The organism is Woronichinia naegeliana WA131, from assembly GCA_025370055.1.
Classification (GTDB): Bacteria; Cyanobacteriota; Cyanobacteriia; order Cyanobacteriales; family Microcystaceae; genus Woronichinia; species Woronichinia naegeliana.
On sequence record CP073041.1, the window covers coordinates 6,431,897 to 6,454,910 of the forward strand.

The 23,014-nt window shown below is 39.3% G+C and carries 25 protein-coding genes and 4 pseudogenes; 13 read left to right on the forward strand and 16 right to left on the reverse strand.

Annotation, left to right across the window (positions count from 1 at the left end; all coding sequences use genetic code 11):
- Positions 1-27: 27 nt before the first annotated feature.
- The 3 genes from KA717_32655 to KA717_32665 are packed head-to-tail and all read right to left on the reverse strand — an operon-like array spanning position 28 to position 2,192.
- Complete coding sequence (locus tag KA717_32655; protein UXE64844.1) at positions 28-1,059, reverse strand: IS1 family transposase; 1,032 nt, start codon at positions 1,057-1,059, stop codon at positions 28-30.
- A gap of 24 nt (positions 1,060-1,083) precedes the next feature.
- Complete coding sequence (locus tag KA717_32660) at positions 1,084-1,962, reverse strand: ISKra4 family transposase (protein ID UXE64845.1); 879 nt, start codon at positions 1,960-1,962, stop codon at positions 1,084-1,086.
- Complete coding sequence (locus tag KA717_32665; GenBank protein UXE60297.1) at positions 1,950-2,192, reverse strand: hypothetical protein; 243 nt, start codon at positions 2,190-2,192, stop codon at positions 1,950-1,952. Before KA717_32665 ends, KA717_32660 begins: the two co-directional genes overlap by 13 nt.
- A 469-nt stretch (positions 2,193-2,661) precedes the next feature.
- On the opposite strand from KA717_32665, the gene KA717_32670 reads away from it, so the two are divergent.
- Positions 2,662-2,856 (forward strand): DUF4277 domain-containing protein, encoded by a 195-nt coding sequence (locus KA717_32670; GenBank protein ID UXE60298.1) that lies wholly within the window; start codon positions 2,662-2,664, stop codon positions 2,854-2,856.
- Here KA717_32670 and KA717_32675 read toward each other — a convergent pair.
- Positions 2,853-4,007, reverse strand: coding sequence for an ISL3 family transposase (locus KA717_32675; protein UXE60299.1), 1,155 nt, complete (start codon positions 4,005-4,007; stop codon positions 2,853-2,855). The two genes, KA717_32670 and KA717_32675, sit on opposite strands and share 4 nt — an antisense overlap.
- Positions 4,008-4,100: 93 nt before the next feature.
- On the opposite strand from KA717_32675, the gene KA717_32680 reads away from it, so the two are divergent.
- The 4 genes and pseudogenes from KA717_32680 (at position 4,101) to KA717_32695 (ending at position 8,315) form a co-directional block, all read left to right on the forward strand.
- Complete coding sequence (locus KA717_32680) at positions 4,101-4,922, forward strand: IS1634 family transposase (protein ID UXE60300.1); 822 nt, start codon at positions 4,101-4,103, stop codon at positions 4,920-4,922.
- Positions 4,923-4,934: 12 nt separating this feature from the next.
- The gene (locus tag KA717_32685; protein ID UXE60301.1) at positions 4,935-6,014 is read left to right on the forward strand and encodes a hypothetical protein; all 1,080 of its coding nucleotides are present in this window, start codon (positions 4,935-4,937) and stop codon (positions 6,012-6,014) included.
- 66 nt (positions 6,015-6,080) lie between these two features.
- Positions 6,081-7,362, forward strand: a pseudogene (locus KA717_32690) (ISKra4 family transposase).
- A gap of 35 nt (positions 7,363-7,397) precedes the next feature.
- A pseudogene (locus tag KA717_32695) lies at positions 7,398-8,315 on the forward strand (IS4 family transposase).
- Here the strand turns inward: KA717_32695 and KA717_32700 are convergent.
- Positions 8,313-9,356 carry an IS630 family transposase gene (locus KA717_32700; protein UXE60302.1) on the reverse strand — a complete coding sequence of 348 codons (1,044 nt, stop codon included), beginning with the start codon at positions 9,354-9,356 and terminating at the stop codon, positions 8,313-8,315. The pseudogene KA717_32695 and the gene KA717_32700 overlap by 3 nt on opposite strands.
- Positions 9,357-9,568: 212 nt before the next feature.
- On the opposite strand from KA717_32700, the pseudogene KA717_32705 reads away from it, so the two are divergent.
- A pseudogene (locus KA717_32705) lies at positions 9,569-10,910 on the forward strand (IS5 family transposase).
- Between the two features lie 598 nt (positions 10,911-11,508).
- Here the strand turns inward: KA717_32705 and KA717_32710 are convergent.
- Entirely contained in the window at positions 11,509-12,573 is a 1,065-nt protein-coding gene (locus tag KA717_32710; protein ID UXE60303.1) for an ISNCY family transposase, read from the reverse strand.
- A gap of 199 nt (positions 12,574-12,772) precedes the next feature.
- On the opposite strand from KA717_32710, the gene KA717_32715 reads away from it, so the two are divergent.
- The 3 genes from KA717_32715 to KA717_32725 all read left to right on the forward strand — a co-directional run bounded on the left by KA717_32715 (position 12,773) and on the right by KA717_32725 (position 14,678).
- Positions 12,773-12,949 carry a hypothetical protein gene (locus KA717_32715; GenBank protein ID UXE60304.1) on the forward strand — a complete coding sequence of 59 codons (177 nt, stop codon included), beginning with the start codon at positions 12,773-12,775 and terminating at the stop codon, positions 12,947-12,949.
- A 341-nt stretch (positions 12,950-13,290) separates the two neighbouring features.
- Positions 13,291-13,485, forward strand: coding sequence for a transposase (locus KA717_32720; GenBank protein ID UXE60305.1), 195 nt, complete (start codon positions 13,291-13,293; stop codon positions 13,483-13,485).
- 17 nt (positions 13,486-13,502) lie between these two features.
- On the forward strand, positions 13,503-14,678 hold the full coding sequence (locus KA717_32725) for an IS4 family transposase (protein UXE60306.1): 1,176 nt from the start codon (positions 13,503-13,505) through the stop codon (positions 14,676-14,678).
- A gap of 9 nt (positions 14,679-14,687) precedes the next feature.
- Here KA717_32725 and KA717_32730 read toward each other — a convergent pair whose 3' ends face one another.
- The 8 genes and pseudogenes from KA717_32730 to KA717_32765 all read right to left on the reverse strand — a co-directional run bounded on the left by KA717_32730 (position 14,688) and on the right by KA717_32765 (position 19,158).
- Positions 14,688-14,981 (reverse strand): hypothetical protein, encoded by a 294-nt coding sequence (locus KA717_32730; protein UXE60307.1) that lies wholly within the window; start codon positions 14,979-14,981, stop codon positions 14,688-14,690.
- 129 nt (positions 14,982-15,110) lie between these two features.
- Positions 15,111-15,266: a hypothetical protein gene (locus KA717_32735; GenBank protein ID UXE60308.1), complete on the reverse strand. Its 156-nt coding sequence runs from the start codon at positions 15,264-15,266 to the stop codon at positions 15,111-15,113.
- A 354-nt stretch (positions 15,267-15,620) separates the two neighbouring features.
- Complete coding sequence (locus tag KA717_32740; protein ID UXE60309.1) at positions 15,621-16,619, reverse strand: ISL3 family transposase; 999 nt, start codon at positions 16,617-16,619, stop codon at positions 15,621-15,623.
- Between the two features lie 200 nt (positions 16,620-16,819).
- Positions 16,820-17,329 (reverse strand): annotated as a pseudogene (locus KA717_32745) (ISKra4 family transposase).
- Between the two features lie 225 nt (positions 17,330-17,554).
- Positions 17,555-17,941, reverse strand: coding sequence for an IS3 family transposase (locus KA717_32750; protein ID UXE60310.1), 387 nt, complete (start codon positions 17,939-17,941; stop codon positions 17,555-17,557).
- Positions 17,935-18,252 carry a transposase gene (locus tag KA717_32755; GenBank protein UXE60311.1) on the reverse strand — a complete coding sequence of 106 codons (318 nt, stop codon included), beginning with the start codon at positions 18,250-18,252 and terminating at the stop codon, positions 17,935-17,937. Before KA717_32755 ends, KA717_32750 begins: the two co-directional genes overlap by 7 nt.
- Before the next feature lie 30 nt (positions 18,253-18,282).
- Positions 18,283-18,969 carry a hypothetical protein gene (locus KA717_32760; GenBank protein UXE60312.1) on the reverse strand — a complete coding sequence of 229 codons (687 nt, stop codon included), beginning with the start codon at positions 18,967-18,969 and terminating at the stop codon, positions 18,283-18,285.
- A gap of 12 nt (positions 18,970-18,981) precedes the next feature.
- Positions 18,982-19,158 carry a hypothetical protein gene (locus tag KA717_32765; protein UXE60313.1) on the reverse strand — a complete coding sequence of 59 codons (177 nt, stop codon included), beginning with the start codon at positions 19,156-19,158 and terminating at the stop codon, positions 18,982-18,984.
- An 86-nt stretch (positions 19,159-19,244) separates the two neighbouring features.
- Between KA717_32765 and KA717_32770 the strand changes: the two genes are divergently transcribed.
- The 3 genes from KA717_32770 (at position 19,245) to KA717_32780 (ending at position 20,248) form a co-directional block, all read left to right on the forward strand.
- Positions 19,245-19,556 (forward strand): hypothetical protein, encoded by a 312-nt coding sequence (locus tag KA717_32770; protein ID UXE60314.1) that lies wholly within the window; start codon positions 19,245-19,247, stop codon positions 19,554-19,556.
- A gap of 253 nt (positions 19,557-19,809) precedes the next feature.
- Positions 19,810-19,974, forward strand: coding sequence for a hypothetical protein (locus KA717_32775; GenBank protein UXE60315.1), 165 nt, complete (start codon positions 19,810-19,812; stop codon positions 19,972-19,974).
- Positions 19,937-20,248, forward strand: a complete 312-nt coding sequence (locus KA717_32780) for a hypothetical protein (protein ID UXE60316.1) — start codon at positions 19,937-19,939, stop codon at positions 20,246-20,248. Before KA717_32775 ends, KA717_32780 begins: the two co-directional genes overlap by 38 nt.
- A gap of 97 nt (positions 20,249-20,345) precedes the next feature.
- On the opposite strand, the gene KA717_32785 is transcribed toward KA717_32780, so the two are convergent.
- Complete coding sequence (locus tag KA717_32785) at positions 20,346-20,645, reverse strand: hypothetical protein (GenBank protein ID UXE60317.1); 300 nt, start codon at positions 20,643-20,645, stop codon at positions 20,346-20,348.
- 177 nt (positions 20,646-20,822) lie between these two features.
- Here KA717_32785 and KA717_32790 point away from each other — a divergent pair, with 177 nt between their 5' ends.
- The gene (locus tag KA717_32790; GenBank protein ID UXE60318.1) at positions 20,823-22,250 is read left to right on the forward strand and encodes a transposase; all 1,428 of its coding nucleotides are present in this window, start codon (positions 20,823-20,825) and stop codon (positions 22,248-22,250) included.
- Here KA717_32790 and KA717_32795 read toward each other — a convergent pair.
- Entirely contained in the window at positions 22,234-22,962 is a 729-nt protein-coding gene (locus tag KA717_32795) for a hypothetical protein (GenBank protein UXE60319.1), read from the reverse strand. The genes KA717_32790 and KA717_32795 overlap by 17 nt on opposite strands.
- Positions 22,963-23,014 lie beyond the last annotated feature (52 nt).

Genomic DNA, 23,014 nt, shown 5'->3' on the forward strand with positions numbered 1-23,014 from the left:
AGCTAGAAACGTTGCAATACGGGAGGTTCAAGAAATCAGGCGAATTTGGAGTAAGTCCTCCCAAGTTAACCCTTTTTCAATTATACCGAGAGCTACAGCAGGAACTTCTCTAGTAGTAAAATGGCTACGAACAAAGTTATGAACCATCCAGAAAATATCTAGGACTCGCTGTAATCCCACAACAGATTTAGCATAAGTATTTGTACGACGACGAAAGGCGGCTAAATAGCGTCGGATAGCACTATTAAATGCCTCAACGTGGTTGGCATGGACGTCCTTTTCTTCTGGTTTTTCTGTTGTCTCTGGATGTTCTGGTTTCGGAGTTTCTACTTTCTTGAGTTTACCCTCAGAATCTCGACGTTTACTACTCTTATTTTTTAGTCTTACTACAAAACCCTTCGGTAATACTTTGGTGGGACGACCTCGCTTTCCAGTCCTTAATACTTCGTGACAAATATTAAATAGCAGTTGACTATATCGCTTTTCTCCATCTGTAAATAACTGGAGAGATTCTGCACTCCTTTCAAATAATTCCGCTACCGTCATCATTGCTTCTAGAAATAATTTCTGCTCTTTTCGACCACATTTTAAATGCCAAATAAAGCGGCTAGCCCTGTCCATGAGCACGATTGTCCATCCCTCAGAGGCACTTGCTTCTTTATTTTTTCCAACTTTTGTGTATAGTTCATCCCCTTCTATTACTAATTTAACAAATTCATTCACTAAGGCGTATAAAAATAATGTCTCTTGTAATCCTGATAATTTCTTTTCCCAATTCAATATTGTTGTTTTCGCGTAGCCAAATACTCGGGCTGCTGCATTTAATCCTATTCCTTCCATTCTGGCTTTTAATACTTTTACAATTTCACTTAATGGGGTTTCTAAGCCAGCGATTACGCTACCATAAGTCTCAGCAAAACAAGAACTACATTCTTGACAAATGAACATTTTACGTTCCCCGTTACCTTTCGTTTGATAATAAGAATGTATTTTTACGTTTTCACTATAGCAATGAGGACAGTTTTTCTTGAATAAGGCATCCTCTTTCTCTTGGCACAAGCCAACATCATGGGTGCATCCCACTTAAGATAATACATTGACACTCAAAAGAGGAGAGTGATTGAGATAAGCACATCGTAGCCGAAGAATACGAGAAACATTATGAAGATGCCAACGTGCTCCCGACAATTTAACCCTAGCTCCCACCTGTTTAATCTTAGACTCCACATCACCAGAACCAATCACAATACCAAGCTGTTGATAGTATTGGTAATCAGGGATACGCTGATAATGCTTCGTCAAATAGGCTTGAAAATTCTTTGCCCTCTTGCTTTTGACTCCATCAAACGCATCTATTGCCTTGTTCACAAAACCCCGCCACAGTAAATGCTCCACTGCTTCTAGCCGTTTGAGAGAGCCACCCACTTTGAACAGATTCTCCTTGAGATGATACCAATCCAACACCTCTCGTCGTATCAGCCACGATTGAGTGGCGAAACTCTCTACCGCATTCCAGATTGCGGGATGACCATCTCCCAAAAAGGTCACTATTGGGGACAAAGGTTGAACATTGCTCCAATTCTTTAAGCCCTCTGGGTCTTGGAAAAAGGCTTCACAGACATTGCCATGAAGACTCACCAGTTTATAATCTCGCCACTGTCCCCCTTCCTTCTCCTCGCCCCGCAGACAAATCTTTCCCCCATCTATACTGACCCCCGCACTCTCTGACTGAGCTTGAGCTAAGGGCAGTTCTGTCCGTTCTACCAAGCGATGTAAACTGCTATGTCCTACTTTTATCCCCATCAACTCCTCTATATCTTCTTCTGCTTGTTGGTAGGATGTTTTCGCACTGGCTCTTAGACAGCATTTCTCTAAACCTGGACTTAAGACGATTTTTGGCGACACCTTTAGTTTTCTGGCTTGTTTTTGGCTTATTTCCACTTCTCCGACTAGGGTTTTGATTTTTCGCTTGTTTCCAGACCGTTTTTTTCCCCCTTCTGAAAAAAAAACTCCCCCATTGTTGGCCCCACAATTTCTAACATCTGGGTTCTGACTTCTACTTCGATGCTTCCAAAGTCCTTCTGTTTCTCTGGTTCCGTATATTTGCGCAGGATACGGGCTGATTCGGTGAGATGCTGTTTTAACAGTGCTTTTTCTTCTGGGGGAATCGGTAACATACTTTTTTCGCTCATCAGTTTTTTTCCATTTTACCCCAGATTCTATGTACTACTTTATCCGGGATGTACCCAACATCATTCAGGATTTCCATAGAGCTTTTCTTTAATATTGACATTGTTTTCTGTTTCCTTCTTCTTTGATATAATGACAATAATAATAGTATAATAAAAACGGGCCGATGTCTAGTCTTAAACTATTTTTCTATTTTCTCAAAGCCTTACACCATAACTTTTTCCAACTTTGATCAGACGATACCAGTTCCCGAGACTAAGGCGGGCTGGCAGGAACATTATGAAATTGTTTGGCTAGATGAAAGTCCTGAAGGCGTGGATTGGATACAACCCACATTCCGCAGGTTGTCGAAGAGGAGCACTAGTTCACGCGAGCTAGTATCGGTACTTGTGCATTGATTTCGGGCAAGGATAAAAAATGTCAATAAAGTTCTAAAATGGAGTCTTGTCTTAGATAGAATCAACAGTAAAAATGAATAACCTAAATATTAAAGACCTCGACCACTTAGGAATCGTAGCGGGAATTATAGATGAAATGGGTTTAGTAGAAATTATCGATGAGGAAGTGGGAACTCATCCTCAAGAAAAGCTCAGTGTAGGTACAATAGTAAAAGCAATGATATTAAACTGCTGGCTCTCCCCTTGTCTGTGTGTAATGTTATGTTAAGAGTTAAAGCAAGCTAACAATTTAAGCCGTAGATGCTCAAAATTAGCAAATCCATAACTTTTCCTTTTTATTAATTTAATTTTTGTATTCATCCCTTCCGTTAATCCATTAGTTGTATGGTTTTCAAAATAATTGCATATACCTGTCAAATGAGTTTTCAGCATACCCACACTTTTTTTATAGAATAGGCTCGCTGTTCTCATCCATTTTTCAAATTTTCTCCTTGCACCATTTGTCGTTCTTGAATGCTCATAAATATCTCTAATCTCTTCCTTCATTTCATACGCTATTCCTAAACAAGGATACATTTTCAATATCTCTTCTAACTCTTCTCTTTTTTCTTCTTTTAACTCTTCTTTATTTTTCCATAATAGGTATGTTAAACCCTTTTTATGGATATTCATTTTCTTTCTCAATTTATTCAATTCTTCATTTATATTTTTCATTACATGAAATCTATCATAGACGATTTTAGCATTTACAAATAACTCCTTTATTGCTGACGTAAATCCCTCCCACATATCCACACTTACTTCCTTTACATTCTCTCTAACCCTTGCTGGCTGCACCTTTAGGGCTTCTATTATCTCTTCTTTTTTGTGTCCTTTTATTACTTCTAACAATTCCTTTTTATTTATATCTATCACTGTTGTAATAAAGTCTTTTTTTCCTTTTCTATTACTAAATTCGTCTAAACTTATCTTTTCTGGTAATTCCCATTCCTTCTTTTCTGCCTGCTTTGCATACTCTTCAAATATTGATTCCAATGTTCCCCAACTTATTTCTTCTTCTTGCCTTACCTCTTCTACATTTTTCTTTTTTACTTGCTCATAAATCTTTTCTTCATAACGAATTGTATAATGTTTTCTTAGCCGCATAAAGTCCAGTTTTTCTGTTATGTATTTCTGACATTTTTCACAATGGAACTGGCGGCGGGGCACTTCCAGATATACTTTCTTTCCCAATAGGGATAAATCCCGAACCAAATTATATTCTATTTGATTTATATCTTCCAATTCTTTATGACAATTTGGACATTCCATTACTTCGTTTTTCATTTTTAATTTTAAGAACAAAGCACCATCTATTTCTCGATAGTTTACGACTGTTACCTTTGGCAAACCTAGTAGCTCATCCAAGTTTATCCACATACTCCACCTCCTACTGTGGTATTACTATTATACACTTTCCACACAGTTGGGGGAAGAGCCAACTGCTTAGGATGTATTAATGCTCCGTTATATTTGTTGAGTGAATTTTTTAAAGGAAAAGCATTAGAACACCTATTAGGAGAAGGAATAAAAGCAGAAGATTTAAATGATGACAAGCTAGGAAGGTCATTGGATAAGGTATTTGGAGTGGGGGTAAAAAACCGGTTCACGAAAATAGTCCTAAAAGCGGCAGCAATCTTTGGAATAGAACAAAAGTCAAAGCATTTAGACTCAACCTCAATGTCTGTACAAGGGAAGTATAAGGAAAGGATAGAAGATGAGGAAGACGAGCAGACAAAAGCCATAAAAATAAAATTTGGTTATTCCAGAGATAAACGACCAGACCTAAAACAGTTTATGTTAAATATGATATGTAGTGGAGATGGTGGTGTCCCTCTCTTTATGCAATTAGGAGATGGCAATGAATCGGATAAAAAGGTGTTTCCCCAGATAATCAAAGACTGTCAAGAAACGTTGAATATGGAAGGTTTATCGGTGATTGATGGAGCTTTTTATACGGCGGAAAATGTGGGCATGGCGAGGTCAATTCAATGGTTAAGTCGTGTCCCTCTGAAAGAAGCCACTGAGACTTTGGCAAATATATCAGAAGACCAATGGCAGCAGGGTGAACAGGACGGTTATCGTTGGCAAGTGAGGGCTTCGGAATATGGGGGTGAACAGCAACGATGGCTTGTGGTCGAAAGTGCTCAACGTCTCCAGTCCGATAATAAAGCTATAAGTCAAAAAATTGAGAAAGCCGATAAAGTTGTCAAAAAAGAATGGCAGAAACCAGCAATTCCAAATTCAAATGGTATAAATAGAGACAGAAAAACTTTGACCTATAGGAAGTTATGAATAAAGAGAAAAGTGTCTACTGATTTTGCAGAGAGAAAGATGGAAGTAAACGACCTAAGTTTTGACGGAATCGTTCACTGTTTAAACGAGGTCATTGGGAAGATAGATGACCCCCGTTCGGTTAGTAATGCAACGAAATATAGTCTAAGAGAGGCGATACTGGGGGCATTTGCCGCCTTTTTTATGCAAAATGAGTCATTTTTAGAGTACCAACGTCAGCTTAACAGCCGTTGTGGGCGAGATAATGCTCAGAGCTTGTTTGGACTAGAAAAAATACCAACAGTAGAACAGATTCGCAACATTGTGGATGGGGTAGCAGCGAGTAGTCTATTCCCTTTGTTTGGGTTAATTTACCAAGCATTGAGGAGCATGGGATTCTTGAAAGCCTATGAAATATTGAGGGGAAATCTTCTAGTAGCAATGGATGGGACAAATTACTACAGTTCGGAAAAAGTAAATTGTCCATGCTGTTCAACCAAAACGTCAAAACAGGGAAAAGTCACCTACTTCCATCAGGCATTATTGCCCGTGATTGTTTCCCCAGACCATGAATCAGTTTTTTCCTTACCCCCTGAATTTATTACCCCTCAAGACGGTTCTGAAAAGCAAGATTGTGAGCAAAATGCGGCGAAACGTTGGATAAGTAACCATGCTAGTTTGTTTGCGGGACAGAAGATAACTCTGCTAGGGGATGACTTGTACAGCATTGGTGTCAACTTAAGCCAAAATGCCTACTCACAAAAGATTAGCCTAAAAGCAGGCGGAAGTAAGAGTAGGCTGAAAAAAAGGTTAGTATATAAAAAAGTGAGCAAAAAACAAATGGCAAGACAACATCCTCGGAGAAAAGGAAACCCAGACTTACGTCGTAAGACAAATCAGCCAGGGGTAGAAATCCCTGAAATAACAAAAGAGTTGTTTGAATTACTAGAACCCACAATGTTTACACCATTAAAATATTTACAGGGAACTCATGAGAAAATGATGAGAGATAGGGTATTAAATTTACCAGTAATGGTGGCATTAGTGTTAAGTATAGTGTATCGTCAAATAGCGGGTATAAGTGAAGCGGTAAGACTGTTAGAGGGGGTGTGACCTTTAGTTGATGAAGGAAAAGAAAAGTGTTAACATGAGATGAAAAGTGACAAAGAGGAAACAATGATGACAGCAAAACTAATTAATGTAGAGGGTTCAAAGATAAAAATAGAACTAACATTAGAACTCAGTCGTTCAATGTTGGATACAGAAATAAATATTCAAAAAGGCTTAAACGAAGTAGGTTGCATCGCCAGCAAAGAAGCCTTGAAATATTTAGATACAGATGGTTCACCCTTAAAAATCGGTGAAGAAATCTGGAAGAGTAAGGGAGAGCAACCGAAAGAATATCAAACACCTTATGGTGAGGTTATAGTGAATCGTCATGTATATCAGCGTTCACCTTTGAGGAAAAACGTATTGCCCCTTAGAAAGAGAAGCAAGGATAATCATAACATCAACGCCATTATTGGCAAAACAGGTATCCTCAAAAATGTCAGGGATGGCAGGCAAAGAGGTGAAAAATGATTTATTAGAAAATCATGGTAGAAAAGTAGCGCTATCCTATATCCAAAGATTGAGTGAAGCAGTAGGAAGTGTGGTACAGGCAAAAGAAGAAGCGTGGAGTTATGCCCCGCCCAAGGAGGATAGCCAAATTGCAACAGTGGGAATAGGATTAGATGGAACCTGTATGCTGATGTGTGAGGATGGCTACCGTGAAGCAATGGTGGGAACCGTTTCCCTATACGATAGTGAAGGCGAACGTCAACATACAATCTATCTAGGTGCGGCACCAGAGTATGGAAAAAAGAGTTTTCTAGAAAGATTAGAAAGAGAAATTGAGCGAGCGAAAAACCGTTATCCAGAGGCAACATTGGTCGGGATAGCAGACGGGGCAGAATCAAATTGGAAGTTTTTAGAAAAGCAAACGGAAGAACAGATATTAGATTTCTATCATGCCTCTGGTTACTTAGGTGCCTTGGCAGAAGCGTTGCATCCGAATACCGTGTCAAAACAAAAAGAATGGTTGACTGAAAATTGTCGAGAACTCAAGCATGAAAAAGGAAAAGCAGGAGAACTGCTAAATCTGATGAAAGAAGTCAAAGAAGAAAAAAGTCATTCTAAGAATCTTACCGAGAAACTACAAGCGGCGATTACTTATTACGAGAATCATCAGCATCAAATGGATTATGCTGAATACATAGAGAAAAAGTATCCGATTGGTTCAGGTGTTACGGAAGCAGCTTGTAAGACGTTGGTCAAACAACGATTATGTTGTTCAGGGATGCGATGGAAGGAAAAAGGAGCAGGAATTATTTTGAGCCTACGAGCTTTGGTATTGACGAAGGAACGATGGAGTCAATTTTGGGCAAAACTTGATCAATATGGGTTCCCTGTAGAACCCTGATTACAACAGCTTTTATCAACTAAAGGTCGCACCCGTTAGAGGAAGAGGGATTGCTATGGGTAGCATCATTAAAAGTAAGCAAACAGGCAGTATCAAAAAGAATGATGAATGTGCCAGCCGAAATATTTGCAATATTACTAAAAGAAGTGTTAGAAAAAGCAGCCGAAAAAGGGAAGAAGCTCCAAGTAGGAGAAAAATGGGAAAAAATAAGAGAAAAGTTTAGTGCAGTGTGGATAGCAGATGGCTCAACGCTAGAGCAGATAAGGAAAAATATGAAAATAAGTAAAGAAGAAAAGAGTAAATTGGGGGGTAAAATAATGATGGTAGTGGAAGCCTTTACCCAAAGACCCGTTACTTTATGGTACACAGAAAATGATAAATCAAATGATAAAATATGGTGTGAAGAATTGGCAGCTAAATTACCAGAAAATGGTTTAATTCTCGTAGATATGGGATTTTTTAGCTTTGTGTGGTTTGATTTGTTAACAGAAGCTAAAAAGTTTTTTCTAACCAGATTTAGAGCGGGTACATCTTACAAAACCAAACAAGTATTGTCTCAAGGTAGTCATTACAGAGATGAGATTATCATTATGGGAAATTACCGTTCTAATCCTTGCAAGCATCCGGTGAGATTAGTCTCAGTATTATGGGGAACAATCTGGTATCAGTATTTAACAAATGTGTTGTCTCCCGAACAACTGTCCGCCGAAGAGGTCTGTGATTTATATCGAAGACGATGGACAATCGAAGAAGCCTTTTTATTAACGAAAAGACTTTTAGGACTAGCCTATTTATGGGTAGGGAATAAGAATGGTGTCCAAATCCAGATTATTTGCACTTTGATTTTCTATACGGTCTTAAATCAATTGGTAGGGGAAGTGGCGATTGCTCTCAATCAACCGAAAGAAAAAATCTCAGTAGAGATGGTGTTTCGGAGTCTATACTATACTTCAAACGTTCATAATCTGAGATTTATCAAAGCGTTGAAATCGTAAGGTGAGCAAAGAATCAAGCTCCTCCTTATATTTTACGTTAGCATCTTCAAGACATCCTGAAATTGCTGCAGAAAACTGCGTAAAATCTTCATAATATTTTGCGTATAAACACTTCTTCTTCACAAACTTCCACAGTCTTTCAATTAAATTCAAGTTAGGAGAATAAGGAGGTGAGTACAGTAACTCTATTCCTAATGATTCTGCCAACTCCTGCACAATTCGGCATTTTTGATAACGAGCATTGTCTAATACCAACGTAATCGGTATTAATAGTCCTAATTCTGCTATCTTTTCTAGGAGTTCACAAACCTGAGTTCCCGTAATATAAGAACTGTTCGTTACCATAATTACTTCATGGGTAATTGCATTTAATGCTCCTAACACATTAAAACGTTTTCTCCCTGATGGTGACTTAATAAAAATCCTCTTGAAGCACCATATAAAATTTACAAATGCTCCCATTACAAAATGAGAGGCATCTACAAAGAAAACTGCCCTTTTTCCTGCTTTTGCCTCTTCTAGCCTTGGTTCTAGCTCTTTTTCTCTATAGCTATCCTGAGCTTCTACATCTGCTTTTGATGGAATTGTTCCCACCTTTAGACACCTCATTCCTATTGACTTTAAAAATTTTCTGACTTGCGTTGGACTTCTTTTTATTCCCGTTAATTCTTCTATTCTTTTTACTGCTTCATTTATTGTTGCTGGTGGATTTGACTCAAAATATGCCTCAATTTTCCCTTGATGCTCTGTTAACTCGCTTTTCGGGCGATTAAATTTTATTTCTTTTAGTTTTTCTATCCCGCCCTCTTGATAATCACGGATATAGCTTGTCACCGTATTTACTGAAACTCCTGCGAATTGAGCAATTTTTTGATGAGATAATCCCTGACTTTTTAACCATAAAACTTCCATCTTTAGCTGTACTCTAGGATGCGGGTGATTAAACCGACCGTAAGACAACAGTCTTTTGTCTTCTTCCGTAAATTCTAACTTAATCATTTCTCAGCCTCTTGACTACTTTTTCTATTTTTACTATATTATCTCTTATTTTTAAAATTCGCAACTTGTGACCGTGTTCAGTATATGTAGGGCTTGCTGAAAAAAGCTGAAACCTTTACGGAGAAAAATAGTAGGCGAATTAAGAACCGCTAGAATGCACGAAAATAGGGTAGAATGCCTCAAAACCATTGCATTAAGAAGAGAGAAAGCAGATGTACCGAAAGCAACAGTACTCAATTGAAACACCAGAAAACTTGAAAAATCTGTTCGGCGGGCAGTTAGACGAAGAAAATCGTTGGATAGAAATGTCAAAAATGATTCCCTGGGAAGAATATGAGGAAGAATATGCAAAAAACTTCACAGAAAAAAAAGGAGCCCCAGCCAAATCATTTAGAATGGCATTAGGAGCATTAATTATCAAAGAAATTTCAGGAAAAAGTGACAGAGAAACAGTAGAACAAATAAAAGAGAACCCTTATTTACAGTACTTTATAGGAATGGAAAGCTATAGTAGCAAAGAAGCATTTAATGCGTCAATGATGGTTCATTTTCGTAAAAAAATAGGAATGGAATTAATAAATAAATAAAATTAATAAAGAAATAGAAAAAAAAGCGACGGGTGTAGCGTCAGAAAAAAAAGAAAATGAAGGAAAGTTATTGTTAGATGCGACTTGTACACCAGCAGATATAAAATATCCAACGGATATAGGAATATTGAATGATGCCAGAGAAAAAACAGAAAAAATAATAGATAAGCTGTATGAAGAAATAAAAGAGAGAAGGAAAGAAAAGCCGAGGACTTATAGGGAAGTGGCAAGAAAAGAGTACTTAGCCATAGCAAAAAAACGTCGTGTGTCAAAAAAAGAAAGAAGAAAAGGAACAAAAAAACAACTAGGATATATAAAAAGAAACTTGTCTGATATAGAAAAAATGATAGAAGAGGGAGCAAAGTTAGAAAAACTAACGAAAAAAGAGCAAGAAGAGCTTGTAACGATAGGAAAAGTGTATGAGCAACAGTTAGAAATGTATGAAAAAAAGACAAATAAAGTAGAAAACAGAATTGTGAGTGTAAGCCAACCTCACGTGCGTCCAATAGTGCGTGGAAAAGCGGGAAAAGCAGTAGAGTTTGGGGCTAAAATATCGGCAAGTAATGTGAATGGCTTTGTCTTCTTAGACAAATTAAGTTGGGATAATTACAACGAATCGGGAGATTTACAAGCGCGAATAGAAGAATATAAAAGGGAAACAGGATGTTATCCGGAATCGGTTCATGTGGATAAAATCTATCGAACAAAAGCGAATCGAGCTTATTGTAAAGAAAGGGATATAAGAATGAGTGGTCCCCGATTGGGAAGACCGCCGAAAGAGGTGAGCAAAGAAAAAAAGAAAGAGGCACGCTCAGATGAAAGAGTGCGTAATGCCATTGAGGGTAAATTCGGACAGGGAAAGAGGAAATTTAGTCTTGGTCGAGTGATGGCCAAACTACCTGAGACCTCGGAAACGGTAATTGCGATGAACTTTTTGGTAATGAATCTTTCTACTCTACTTCAGAAGACAAAAAAGAAAACAAAAAGTAAAAAGTTGTAGAGTCGTTTTTCTTGTGAAAAATGGTGTTAATTTTCCTCTCTTTTGTGAGGAGTGATTTGTGTTGACCTTTTTAGACAGAAAGGAACAATAGATTAAACAAAATCTGTATTTTGATTTGTTTCCATAAGGATAAGTTATCTATGCTTTTTCAGTCCATACTTCCCTAACCCACATTTCTTTCGTTTTTTGACTTTTTCAGCAAGCCCTATGTAGCGAAGGCTATTGCTAGAGGAGAAAAGCCTGATACAGTAACCTATCTGGCTGAACGTGCTAAGTTATTTGGTTTGGTCAAAGCTGAGAGAAAGCGACATCGAGAAAAGGCCGCTCTCAATCAACAAATTTGGGAACCCATTCAGCAATTCCAAATTCAAATGGTATAAATAGAGACAGAAAAACTTTGACCTATAGGAAGTTATGAATAAAGAGAAAAGTGTCTACTGATTTTGCAGAGAGAAAGATGGAAGTAAACGACCAGCAATTCCAAATTCAGAATGTAGTCAAAGATACAAAAGGCTCGATGTATTTACTGGCAAGGGTTTTGCTATGAAAATTGCCAATTAATCAACTAGGAAGAATTCGAGACAGCGAGAGAAACTGAGTCATCAAGCATAAAATCTAAAAGATGATGCCAGCTTTCAAAGAACAGATATTTGGTCAAAGAGAGAATATCTTGAAAGAATCCCTTACGAGTGCCGCGTTGGACGCGAATTCTCTGGTAACGTTCATCAACCAAACCTAAAACCGTGTGCAAGAGAAAAGCCAGCAAATTCAGGGTAAGCAAAACAGAGGCGAGGTGTTGTTTACCATGCCCAAAATTATGCTCTAAGTGATAGCCTCGATTTTTGAGAATATTGTGATTCTCGTTCTCAGTACGCCAACGAGTCCGTCCAGCACGACAGACATCAAGAACGATGTGAGGGGTGAGAAAATGATTGGTAATCCAACTATTGTGATAAAGAAGTTGAGCATCGGATTCGCGGTGGATTTTTAGCTCACACCAGTTAACCAACAAAGCAGGCTGTTGGTCTCGCAGGGGAATCTGATTGAGATAACGGCAGTGCCAAATCTCGAAATACTTCCCATTCCAACGTCGGTGTTGAGTGGTTTTGACTTCTCCATTAGCTTCTAAATAGTTTAACCATTCATAGAGTGTGGGATGAGAAGTCGGTAAACAGACGAAGATAAAGTTGAAATCGTGGTCGAGACAGTGCTGACAAGTGGGCTGACGACTGTACAAGTCATCCCCTAGCAGAGTTATCTTCTGTCCCGCAAACAGACTAGCATGGTTACTTATCCAACGTTTCGCCGCATTTTGCTCACAATCTTGCTTTTCAGAACCGTCTTGAGGGGTAATAAATTCAGGGGGTAAGGAAAAAACTGATTCATGGTCTGGGGAAACAATCACGGGCAATAATGCCTGATGGAAGTAGGTGACTTTTCCCTGTTTTGACGTTTTGGTTGAACAGCATGGACAATTTACTTTTTCCGAACTGTAGTAATTTGTCCCATCCATTGCTACTAGAAGATTTCCCCTCAATATTTCATAGGCTTTCAAGAATCCCATGCTCCTCAATGCTTGGTAAATTAACCCAAACAAAGGGAATAGACTACTCGCTGCTACCCCATCCACAATGTTGCGAATCTGTTCTACTGTTGGTATTTTTTCTAGTCCAAACAAGCTCGGAACTGGTATCGTCTGATCAAAGTTGGAAAAAGTTATGGTGTAAGGCTTTGAGAAAATAGAAAAATAGTTTAAGACTAGACATCGGCCCGTTTTTATTATACTATTATTATTGTCATTATATCAAAGAAGAAGGAAACAGAAAACAATGTCAATATTAAAGAAAAGCTCTATGGAAATCCTGAATGATGTTGGCTTGTGCCAAGAGAAAGAGGATGCCTTATTCAAGAAAAACTGTCCTCATTGCTATAGTGAAAACGTAAAAATACATTCTTATTATCAAACGAAAGGTAACGGGGAACTTAAAACCCATATCCCGTACTAATTTTGAAAAAATAAAAATAGATTCAAAAATAGCAACAGAATAGTTAAAATAAAAAAGCTAACAAACCGAGGAGAAAATGACCCAATTAAACGTTAAAAATCTCGACCATTTAGGAATAATCGCGGCCGTAGTTGATGAACCTGACTTTTCCCGTTAAGTCCAAAATCCAGCAATGCAAACTTCTAGAGGCTTTATCTGGCAAGGGTTTGAGTAATGATTCTCTTGACAGGAAAAAAATATTCTGAAGCCATCATCCCGCTTATCGTTCAAATTTCAAAAACAAAGGATGAAGGGAGTATGAGACTGTAAAATGGAGAAAATCTTAAAGGGCAGGTCAAAAAATGTTGGAATGGTGGACAAAAAACTTTGCCAGTTGTGAATTGGGAGACGAGAGGCTAAACAATCGTGCCTTCTCGATTGGGAAAAAGTTAAGTGAGGGGTTTGGAAAAGCCTTATCAGAAGTGTTTAAGGGAGGAAACGAGTTAAAGAGGGCCTATGAATTTTTGGGAATCCGAAAACAGACTTTGTCAAGATAATAGAGCCGCACTGTGAAATGACAACTGCCGCCGTAGAAGAATATAAGATAATGCTATCAGTCGGAGATACGACCTTCTTAGATTATCGCAATATCAAGGAAAAAAGGGAAGGGTATGGGCCGACTGGAAAAGGAGGGAATGGATTAATACTGCATAGTGCTTTAGCAATTGAGCCAGAAAAAGGACAAGTATTAGGTTTATTATGGCAAAAACTGTGGAATAGGGAGGTAAAAGAAAAGCCCCCAACAGATGAAACGGCGAAGCAGAAAAAAGAAAGACAGAAAGAACAAAGAAAAGCAGCTCGTCAAAGACCATTTGAGGAAAAAGAATCCTACAAATGGGTAGAGGCTCTAAACACCTGTGAGAAACAGGTAGAAAGTTCAACGAGGGTAATTCATGTATTTGACAGAGAAGGAGATGTTTCAGAAGTCTTTGACTCAGTGCGTCAACTCAAGCATACAGGAGTGCTGGTCAGAGCGTCTCATAATCGTAGTTTAGACAAAAATAGTGAACGACTTTGGCAACATTTGGAATCAGAACCGATTCGTTTTCATCAAGAAATCGAGATTCCGAGTACAGGAAAAAGAAAAGCACGGAAGGTTAAGCTTGCCGTCCGATTTTGCTCAGTTAATCTACGAACTCCCTATCGTTTTGATAATCGTGACCCGTTGAATGTCTATGCTGTTTATGCGACAGAAATCGATTGTCCCGAAGGCGAAACTCCTTTATCTTGGATGCTTCTGACTACAGAAGTTGTTGAGACTATTGAGATGGCTGTCACTATTCTTCGTTGGTACACCTACCGATGGCGGGTTGAAGAATTTCATAAAGTCCTTAAGTCTGGTTGTCAGAGTGAGCGTTATCGACTTGCCTCTGATGGAATGAAAACTCTTTTGGGTTTTTTAAGTGTCATTGCTGTTGAACTTTTACACGTTACTTATCTTCATCGTACCCAGCCCGATGCTCTCGCGATTGAAATTCTTAATCCTCTTCAACTTCAGGTGTTAAAAGCAGCCGCCTCTCAAAAACTTCCCCCTATTTTGACTGTTGCTTGGGCTGTCGAGTCTGTTGCTTTTCTTGGTGGTTATCTTGAACATCGTCGTAAAACTCCTCTCGGTATCCAAGTCCTTTGGCGCGGTTGGTTGAAGTTGCATGACCTTTGCCAAGGCTGGCAGCTTGCAATCCGCACTTAACGGGAAAAGTCAGGTTGTAACACAAAGGTCAGCCATTTTTGTCACCAGGCTCGTCTTCACCTTTTTTTTGCCTTTTCCCTCCCCCTTCTCGGTTGCTTTGGACTTGATGCCATCGTCTAGCCGCAACACTAAGGGCAAGGCAAAGCAGGCTTTCCCTACTCCCACCAAAATACTCAAGGCATTGAAGTAATGACCCCTTATCCACTCTGGCTTGGACACATCTTCCGATTCTTGGTGTAGTCGTTTTACACCTGGCATCTTGCGTCCTTCTTTCCCCACTTTGATGCCATCACCCACATACACCCGTTTCCCTTTAATTCTGTATAGACTTTCATGCTGACTTAGCCACTTTGACCATTGTAAAGTTAGTCCTTCGACCCTAAACGCCTTGGAATCAAACCAATGTAGAGCCTGATTGTAGTAGCTCTCTGTTCAGCCAATGGCATTGACATAGCTAGTTATTGCGCTGGGTTGGCTGTTGAGCACTACTCCCCAGACTAACAGGATAAACCATTGGAACGTTGCTTCTCGGCTAAAGGCTGGACGGAGATTATTGAGGATTTGCTCTAGTCGCTGACATAGTTGCATAATTGATAGATAGCACTGGCTATCGATTTTCTTATATCAGCCAGTTTCGGACATAACGGCACTCTTTTGTATCGGATGTCCGATTTTCTTTTCTCCACTTACACGCCTCGAGAACTTCCCACTGTCCAGCTTCAGAAGACAAAAAGTAAAAAGTTGTAGAGTCGTTTTTCTTGTGAAAAATGGTGTTAATTTTCCTCTCTTTTGTGAGGAGTGATTTGTGTTGACCTTTTTAGACAGAAAGGAACAATAGATTAAACAAAATCTGTATTTTGATTTGTTTCCATAAGGATAAGTTATCTATGCTTTTTCAGTCCATACTTCCCTAACCCACATTTCTTTCGTTTTTTGACTTTTTCAGCAAGCCCTAAATATCTGTCTTAGCTTTTCTTTTAGGCGATACGTACTCCCCAGCTCCTCATAATTTTTGAGGATATCATCCATTTTTTTCACCTCTTCTTCTTCCAAGTCTTCCCGATTTTTCAGTAAGACATATTTGCTATTTTTAAGTATTTCTAACTGGCTTTTTAATTCCTGTTTCTTCTTTTTGTTTTTTGCTTTTTTGATCCTTAATTCCATTTCTCTTTTCGCACTTCTTCTCGCTTTATCTAACTCCTCATTAATCTGCTTCATTACATGAAATCTATCCACCACTACCTCCGCTTCTGGCATCATTTCTTCCGCCACTTTTTGATAGGGTCTCCACATATCTATACTTACCTCCTCAATACCTAAAAGCACTTCTTCCCCCCATTCTTTCATGTATTTTATCAATTCTTCCTTGTTTCGCTTTTCTAATATCCCTAACAGCTCCCCCGTTTCTATATTTACTAATACTGCACAATAATTCTGCTTACCTTTTTCTAACGCTATTTCATCTATCCCTAACTTTTTCAGCCCTACTGGCTTCCCCTTTTTTAGTTCTTCTCCTTTGTCTTTTAGCATTGTTTGAATTTCTTGCTCACTCACTTCATTATTGAGCGCTGTATTTTTTATGTCACTATTGATGACTTCTTTGATAATCTTCTCTACCATTCTATTGGTAAATTTTCTGTTTTTCTTCACATAGCTTAATTCTTCGACAAATTTATGACCGCACTTTTGACATCTCATTTGACGACGATTAATATTTAAATGAACCATTTTACCCATCATCGGTAAATCTCTAATCAACTGGCTATCATTTCTATTTACTCTACCCGTTTTGCTTTGACATTTAGGGCATTCTACTATTGGACATTTATTCTCCACTGAAATGACTAGACCGAACTCAGGTATGAATCCAAAATTGATGACTTTTACATCATCTAAGTCTAAACATTTAGTTAAAAGGCTTAATTCACTATTAGAAGGCATAGGTTAACTTTATTAAAATACAATGATAACTGAAAGGCAATAAAATGCTTTTGGAGAAAATCCAAAACTTTATATTATGCTTTAAAACCATTTCTGAGAAAGGATTACAGCAATTATAGCATAAACTTCCCATGAACTTTATTGAAGTTTTATAATCTAGTTTTACCTCATAAGTTCGGTAGAGCCTAATTTTTCCAGATACTTTCTTCGCCTACGCTCGTTCGTATTCTTACTGTTCCGCCATCTATGCTTAGACTTTCTATTTTCCCTTTACCTTGAGCTTCTTGAAATTCATACCCTAATGCTAATCGGTGTTGACTGCTTTTTGAGATGGACATTCCCGTCGTCATCTTGATTGTTTTTTCTCCTCTCTCAAATGACTCACAGGCTACAATATTTAAGCAGCATTTTTCTAAATAAGGACTCACTTGTTTATTTTTTTCTAACCCTAGCTTTTTCGCCTGTTTTTCTGTAATTTTTACTTTTCCGATAATACTGTCCACTGTTCTTTCTCTTCCTGCTTTTGTTCCTGTTGCTGTTTCACAAAAAAAACGGCCAATAGCTGGACTTACGACCGTCAACATTTGCTCTCGTACCGCTAGTTCTATACTTTCAAAGCTTTTCAAGTCTTCTTTTTGCGTATTTCTGACCATGATTTCTGCGATAGCTTTGAGATGGTCGTCTAATTTTTGCTTATCTTCAACGTTCATTTTTTGTACTCTAATTTTTATAACTTTTTAGATTATCCCCTTTTCCCTTCTTTGTAACTAAGCATTTATACTTACTGCAAATTTGGGATGCTCCCGTTTTTCTTGTGAAAAATGGTGTTAATTTTCCTCTCTTTTGTGAGGAGTGATTTGTGTTGACCTTTTTAGACAGAAAGGAACAATAGATTAAACAAAATCTGTATTTTGATTTGTTTCCATAAGGATAAGTTATCTATGCTTTTTCAGTCCATACTTCCCTAACCCACATTTCTTTCGTTTTTTGACTTTTTCAGCAAGCCCTAAGTAAGGATAAATTTGATGCTCAGGGTTTCGCAACGTTGTTCTTTTCTTGGGGTAAATTGCTTGTATTCCCATTTGATTCATCAATCGTATTACTCTTTTTCGATTTACCTCATAACCTAATGTGTTGAGGTATACTGTCATCTTTCTGCTCCCATAAAATGGTGTTTTCATATATTGTTCATCCAACAGTCTCAATAGTGTCAATTCTTCGGAACTAATTTCCTTTGGTTCGTAATAATAACTCGAACGATTTATTCCTAATAATTCACATTGACGTTGAATGCACAATTCAGAATGTTTGGGGGCTACCAAGGTTTTTCGGTCGGTAGCCCCAATTGTACCGACCTGTCCACTAAAAAATCTCGCTCGACTTTTAGCTTTCCTATTTGCCGATATAGCTCATTTATCTGAGTTTCAGCATTTTCTTTGATTTCTTTTCCTTGGTTTTCTGTTTCAAAGATTTGACTAGCTTCGTCTAATACTTTTCGTTTCCATCCATTAATCATTGTTGGATGAATTTCATATTGACTGGCTAATTCAGATACCGTTTTCTCTCCTCGAATTGCTTCTAAGGCGACTTTGGCTTTGAACTGGGCTCCATACTGTTTTTTCTTGTTGCTCATAGCTCTCCTGATTTCGATTTAGAGCTTACACTACTGTCCAGTTTTGGGGGGCCACCTCAGTCCCGCAAACAAACTAGCATGGTTACTTATCCAAGGTTTCGCCGCATTTTGCTCACAATCTTGCTTTTCAGACCCGTCTTGAGGGGTAATAAATTCGGGGGGCAAGGAAAAAACTGATTCATGGTCTGGAGACACAATCACGGGCAATAATGCCTGATGGAAGTAGGTGACTTTTCCCTGTTTTGACGTTTTGGTTGAACAGCATGGACAATTTACTTTCCCTGAACTGTGATAGTTGGTTCCATCCATTGCCACCAATAGATTTCCCCTTAATATTTCATAGGATTTGAAGAATCCCATGCTACTCAATGCTTGGTAAATTAACCCAAACAAAGGGAATAGACTCCTCGCAGAAACCCTATCCACAATATTGCGAATCTGCTCCACTGTTGGTATTTTTTCTAGTCCAAATAAACTCTGAGCATTGTCTCTCCCAAAACGACTCTTTAGTTGGCGTTGGTACTCTAAAAATGACTCATTTTGCAGAAAAAAGGCGGCAAATGCTCCCAGTATCGCCTCTCTTAGACTATATTTCGTTGCGTTACTAACCGAACGGGGGTCATCTATCTTCGCAATGACCTCATTTAAACAGCGAACGATTCCGTCAAAACTTAGGTCGTTTACTTCCATCTTTCCCTCTGCAAAATCAGCAGGCACTTTTCCCTTTTTTCATAACTCCCTATCGGTCACAGTTTTTCTGTCTCTTTTTATACCATTTGAATTTGGAATTGCTGAACAAAAAGCTAGCATAGGGTCAAGCAAAAGATAGCGAACCCAAGCCTGACCGATAAACTCACGGTCACCACATAGGCAACGAATCTCGGCGGAGGGAAAAATCTTGAGCATCTCCTCAGAAAAACTGTCCTCATTGCTATAGTGAAAAAGTAAAAATCCATTCTCATTATCAAACGAAAGGTAACGGGGAACGTAAAATGTTCATCTGTCAAGAATGTAGGTCTTGTTTTGCTGAAACTTATGGTAGCGTAATCGCTGGCTTAGAAACCCCATTAAGTGAAATTGTAAAAGTATTAAAAGCCAGAATGGAAGGAATGGGACTAAATGCAGCAACCCGAGTATTTGGCTACGCAAAAACAACAATATTGCTGATTCTAATTAATTGTGTGTTTTGGGTAAAAAGGGAGGAAAATGGGGGTATGACCATCAGAGAGAGAAGAGGTCGATATGAGCAAGTCGCCCCCAACCATTCCAGGAGACAAGACAATTTGTCTTCCCATAGCCGATGAAAAGGAGAACTCTACACTGGTAAAACAGACGAAGAAGGTTCGGCAATACCTTGACAAACAGATAGCTCTACATCCCGAACTATTTCCAAGGTAAATAGAAGCAGGGTATCGTTTTCACGGATTTCGCACCTCAGCTAAATTAAAATTAGAGAGTCGGAGGATAAGATTGCTAAGCAACGGAGAAGTGTATCAACTGCGCCCCGATTTTGTCATGCCCTACATGATAGGGAAAACAGAAGAGGTGGAGAAAGGATTGTATCTCCGACAGTTTGGAGTGCCTTATGAGGCGATAGCCTATGTGATGGGAAAAGACCCAATGTATTGGTATCGAGCGTCGTTAGCATTGGGAAGACCGTCTTTAGTAGGAACCACCGTCAAGGATGGCGAAGCAATCCCCCCCTCAGCTATTAGCCGATGAAAAGCATACTTGGTGGCGAGGCGACAAAGTCTATGTAGCAACCACCGTTGCCGAGGGTTGTCTGTTAGGGGCGGAATTATCACAGACAGCGGGGAGCGATGATTTGCAGGCGGCTTATGGGGTATTTGCTGACGAAGCGAGAGAACTCAATCCGGATTATCAACCCCAAACTGTCAACACCGATGGCTGGGAGGCAACCCAAAAAGCTTGGAAAGACCTGTTTTCGGGCGTTACCCTTATTCTCTGCTTTTTGCACGGCACTGGTATCGTCTAGCTAGAAGCTAGAAAGCTTGCAATACGGGAGATTCAAGAAATCAGGCGAATTTGGAGTAAGTCCTCCCAAGTTAACCCTTTTTGAATGATACCGAGAGCTACAGCAGGAACTTTTTTAGTAGTAAAATGACTGCGAACAAAGTTATGAACCATCCAAAAACATCTAGGACTCGCTGTAATCCCACAACAGATTTAGCATAAGTATTTGTACGACGGCGAAAGGCGGCTAAATAGCGTCGGATAGCACTATTAAATGCCTCAACGTGGTTGGCATGAACATCTTTTTCTTCTGGTTTTTCTGTTGTCTCAGGATGTTCAGTTTTCGGAGTTTCTACTTTCTCTAGTTTACCCGCAGAATCTCGACGTTTACTACTCTTATTTTTTAATCTTACTACCATACCCTTCGGTAATACTCTGGCGGGACGACACCGTTTTCCAGTCTTCAATACTGGACAGTGGGAAGTTCTCGAGCAGGGTAAGTGAGAAAAGAAAATCGGACATGCGATACCCAAGAGTGCCGTTATGTCCGAAACTGGCTGATATAGAAAATCGATAGCCAGTGCTATCTATCAATTATGCAACTATGTCAGCGACTAGAGCAAATCCTAGAGAATCTCCGTCCCGCCTTTAGCCGAGAAGCAACGTACCAATGGTTTATCCTATTAGCCTGGGGAGTAGTGCTCAACAGCCAACCGAGCGCAATAACAAGCTATGTCAATGCCTTAGGGTTAACAGAGAGCTACTACCATCAGGCACTACATTGGTTTGAATCCAAGGCATTTAACGTCAAAGGACTGACCTTGGGATGGTCGAAGTGGGTAAGTCAGCATGAAAATCTATATCGAATCAAGGAAAAACGAGTGTATGTGGGGGATGGAATCAAAGTGGGGAAAGAAGGGCGCAAGATGCCAGGGGTAAAACGACTACACCAAGAATCCGGAAATGTGGCGAAGCCAGAATGGATAAGGGGGCATTACTTCAATGCCTTGAGTGTTTTGGTGGGAGCAGGAAAAGCCTGCTTTGCCTTGCCCTTAGTGTTGCGGCTAGACGATGGCATCAAGTCCAAAGCAACGGCAAAGGAAGGGAAAAAAGGCAGCAAAAAAGAGAAGACTACTCTAGTCACGAAAATGGGGGAGCTTTGCACTACCTACGCAGAGGCGGGAAGCTATGTGATTTTGGATGCTTACTTCGCTTGTGGAGCAGTGCTCAAAAGTTTTCGCCAAAATGCCTTGCATCTCATCACCCGAGTGCGTTGCTCTACAGTGGCATATGCTCCCTTTTCTTCCGTTCCGACCTTGAGGGGGAAAGGACGACCACGGCTTTGGGGGAGTTCAATAAAACTAGAAAGCCTGTTTGCTCTTGTGGAGGATTTTCCCACCGCTAAAGTCTGGCTCTATGGTCAACAAGTCTCCGTTTCTTATCAGTGCTTTGAGTTCCACTGGGATAGTCCCCATCAGCTCGTTAAGTTTGTCCTCACCCAATTGCCCAACGGACAAAGACTGATTCTGCTTTCTACTGACCTCTGTTTGACTGGACCTGAGATTATTGCCGCTTACGGTCTCCGATTTAAGATTGAAGTCACTTTTCGTCAATTAATCCATCTTTTGGGCGGCTTTGCCTATCGTTTTTGGCTTAAGGCTCTTCCTACTTTACCGACCTGGCCTAGCAATCTTATCCTCCCTGACTATCCCCAAACTGTTCAGACTCAGATTTTAAACAAAGTAGAAGCCTTTGAGCGTTTTGTTAATCTTCATGTCATTGTTCTCGGCTTACTTCAAATTCTTTCCTTAGAGTTACCCCAGGGGATTTGGGCTAATTTCCCTCGCTGGTTTCGGACTCTACCCTCCCATGGCTATCCTAGTGAACGCATTGCTCAACTAGCCATCCAACATCAAGCCCCAATGATTTTTCCTCAAAGTCCACCTAGTCTGCTTTTGCCTAAATTCCTTGCCGCTAAACTTGACCCTTTTCCAAGTCCTGATAGACTTACTTTGGCCGCATAGTCATTACCTTCTCTGCCATCCATAAACTTCCCACTGTCCAGTTCAATACTTCGTGACAAATATTAAATAGCAATTGACTATATCGCTTTTCCCCATCTGTAAATAGCTGGAGAGATTCTGCACTCCTTTCAAATAATTCCGCTACCGTCATCATTGCTTCTAGAAATAATTTCTGCTCTTTTCGACCACATTTTAAATGCCAAATAAAGCGGCTAGCCCTGTCCATGAGCACGATTGTCCACCCCTCAGAGGCACTTGCTTCTTTATTTTTTCCAACTTTTGTGTATAGTTCATCCCCTTCTATTACTAATTTAACAAATTCATTCACTAAGGCGTATAAAAATAATGTCTCTTGTAATCCTGATAATTTCTTTTCCCAATTCAATATTGTTGTTTTCGCGTAGCCGAATGCTCGGGCTGCTGCATTTAATCCTATTCCTTCCATTCTGGCTTTTAATACTTTTACAATTTCACTTAATGGGGTTTCTAAGCCAGCGATTACGCTACCATAAGTCTCAGCAAAACAAGAACTACATTCTTGACAAATGAACATTTTACGTTCCCCGTTACCTTTCGTTTGATAATGAGAATGTATTTTTACTTTTTCACTATAGCAATGAGGACAGTTTTTCTTGAATAAGGCATCCTCTTTCTCTTGGCACAAGCCAACATCATTTAGGACTTCCATTGAGCTTTTCTTTAATATTGACATTGTTTTCTGTTTCCTTCTTCTTTGATATAATGACAATAATAATAGTATAATA

Coding starts and splice junctions, on each gene's coding strand:
- KA717_32665 (UXE60297.1), bottom strand. CDS start 2,192: ATGAGCGAAAAAAGTATGTTACCGATTCCCCCAGAAGAAAAAGCACTG.
- KA717_32670 (UXE60298.1), top strand. CDS start 2,662: ATGAATAACCTAAATATTAAAGACCTCGACCACTTAGGAATCGTAGCG.
- KA717_32675 (UXE60299.1), bottom strand. CDS start 4,007: ATGTGGATAAACTTGGATGAGCTACTAGGTTTGCCAAAGGTAACAGTC.
- KA717_32700 (UXE60302.1), bottom strand. CDS start 9,356: ATGATTAAGTTAGAATTTACGGAAGAAGACAAAAGACTGTTGTCTTAC.
- KA717_32715 (UXE60304.1), top strand. CDS start 12,773: ATGTCAATATTAAAGAAAAGCTCTATGGAAATCCTGAATGATGTTGGC.
- KA717_32720 (UXE60305.1), top strand. CDS start 13,291: ATGTTGGAATGGTGGACAAAAAACTTTGCCAGTTGTGAATTGGGAGAC.
- KA717_32725 (UXE60306.1), top strand. CDS start 13,503: ATGACAACTGCCGCCGTAGAAGAATATAAGATAATGCTATCAGTCGGA.
- KA717_32735 (UXE60308.1), bottom strand. CDS start 15,266: ATGCAACTATGTCAGCGACTAGAGCAAATCCTCAATAATCTCCGTCCA.
- KA717_32740 (UXE60309.1), bottom strand. CDS start 16,619: ATGCCTTCTAATAGTGAATTAAGCCTTTTAACTAAATGTTTAGACTTA.
- KA717_32755 (UXE60311.1), bottom strand. CDS start 18,252: ATGAGCAACAAGAAAAAACAGTATGGAGCCCAGTTCAAAGCCAAAGTC.
- KA717_32765 (UXE60313.1), bottom strand. CDS start 19,158: ATGCTCAAGATTTTTCCCTCCGCCGAGATTCGTTGCCTATGTGGTGAC.
- KA717_32770 (UXE60314.1), top strand. CDS start 19,245: ATGTTCATCTGTCAAGAATGTAGGTCTTGTTTTGCTGAAACTTATGGT.
- KA717_32780 (UXE60316.1), top strand. CDS start 19,937: ATGGCGAAGCAATCCCCCCCTCAGCTATTAGCCGATGAAAAGCATACT.
- KA717_32785 (UXE60317.1), bottom strand. CDS start 20,645: ATGGTAGTAAGATTAAAAAATAAGAGTAGTAAACGTCGAGATTCTGCG.
- KA717_32790 (UXE60318.1), top strand. CDS start 20,823: ATGCAACTATGTCAGCGACTAGAGCAAATCCTAGAGAATCTCCGTCCC.
- KA717_32795 (UXE60319.1), bottom strand. CDS start 22,962: ATGTCAATATTAAAGAAAAGCTCAATGGAAGTCCTAAATGATGTTGGC.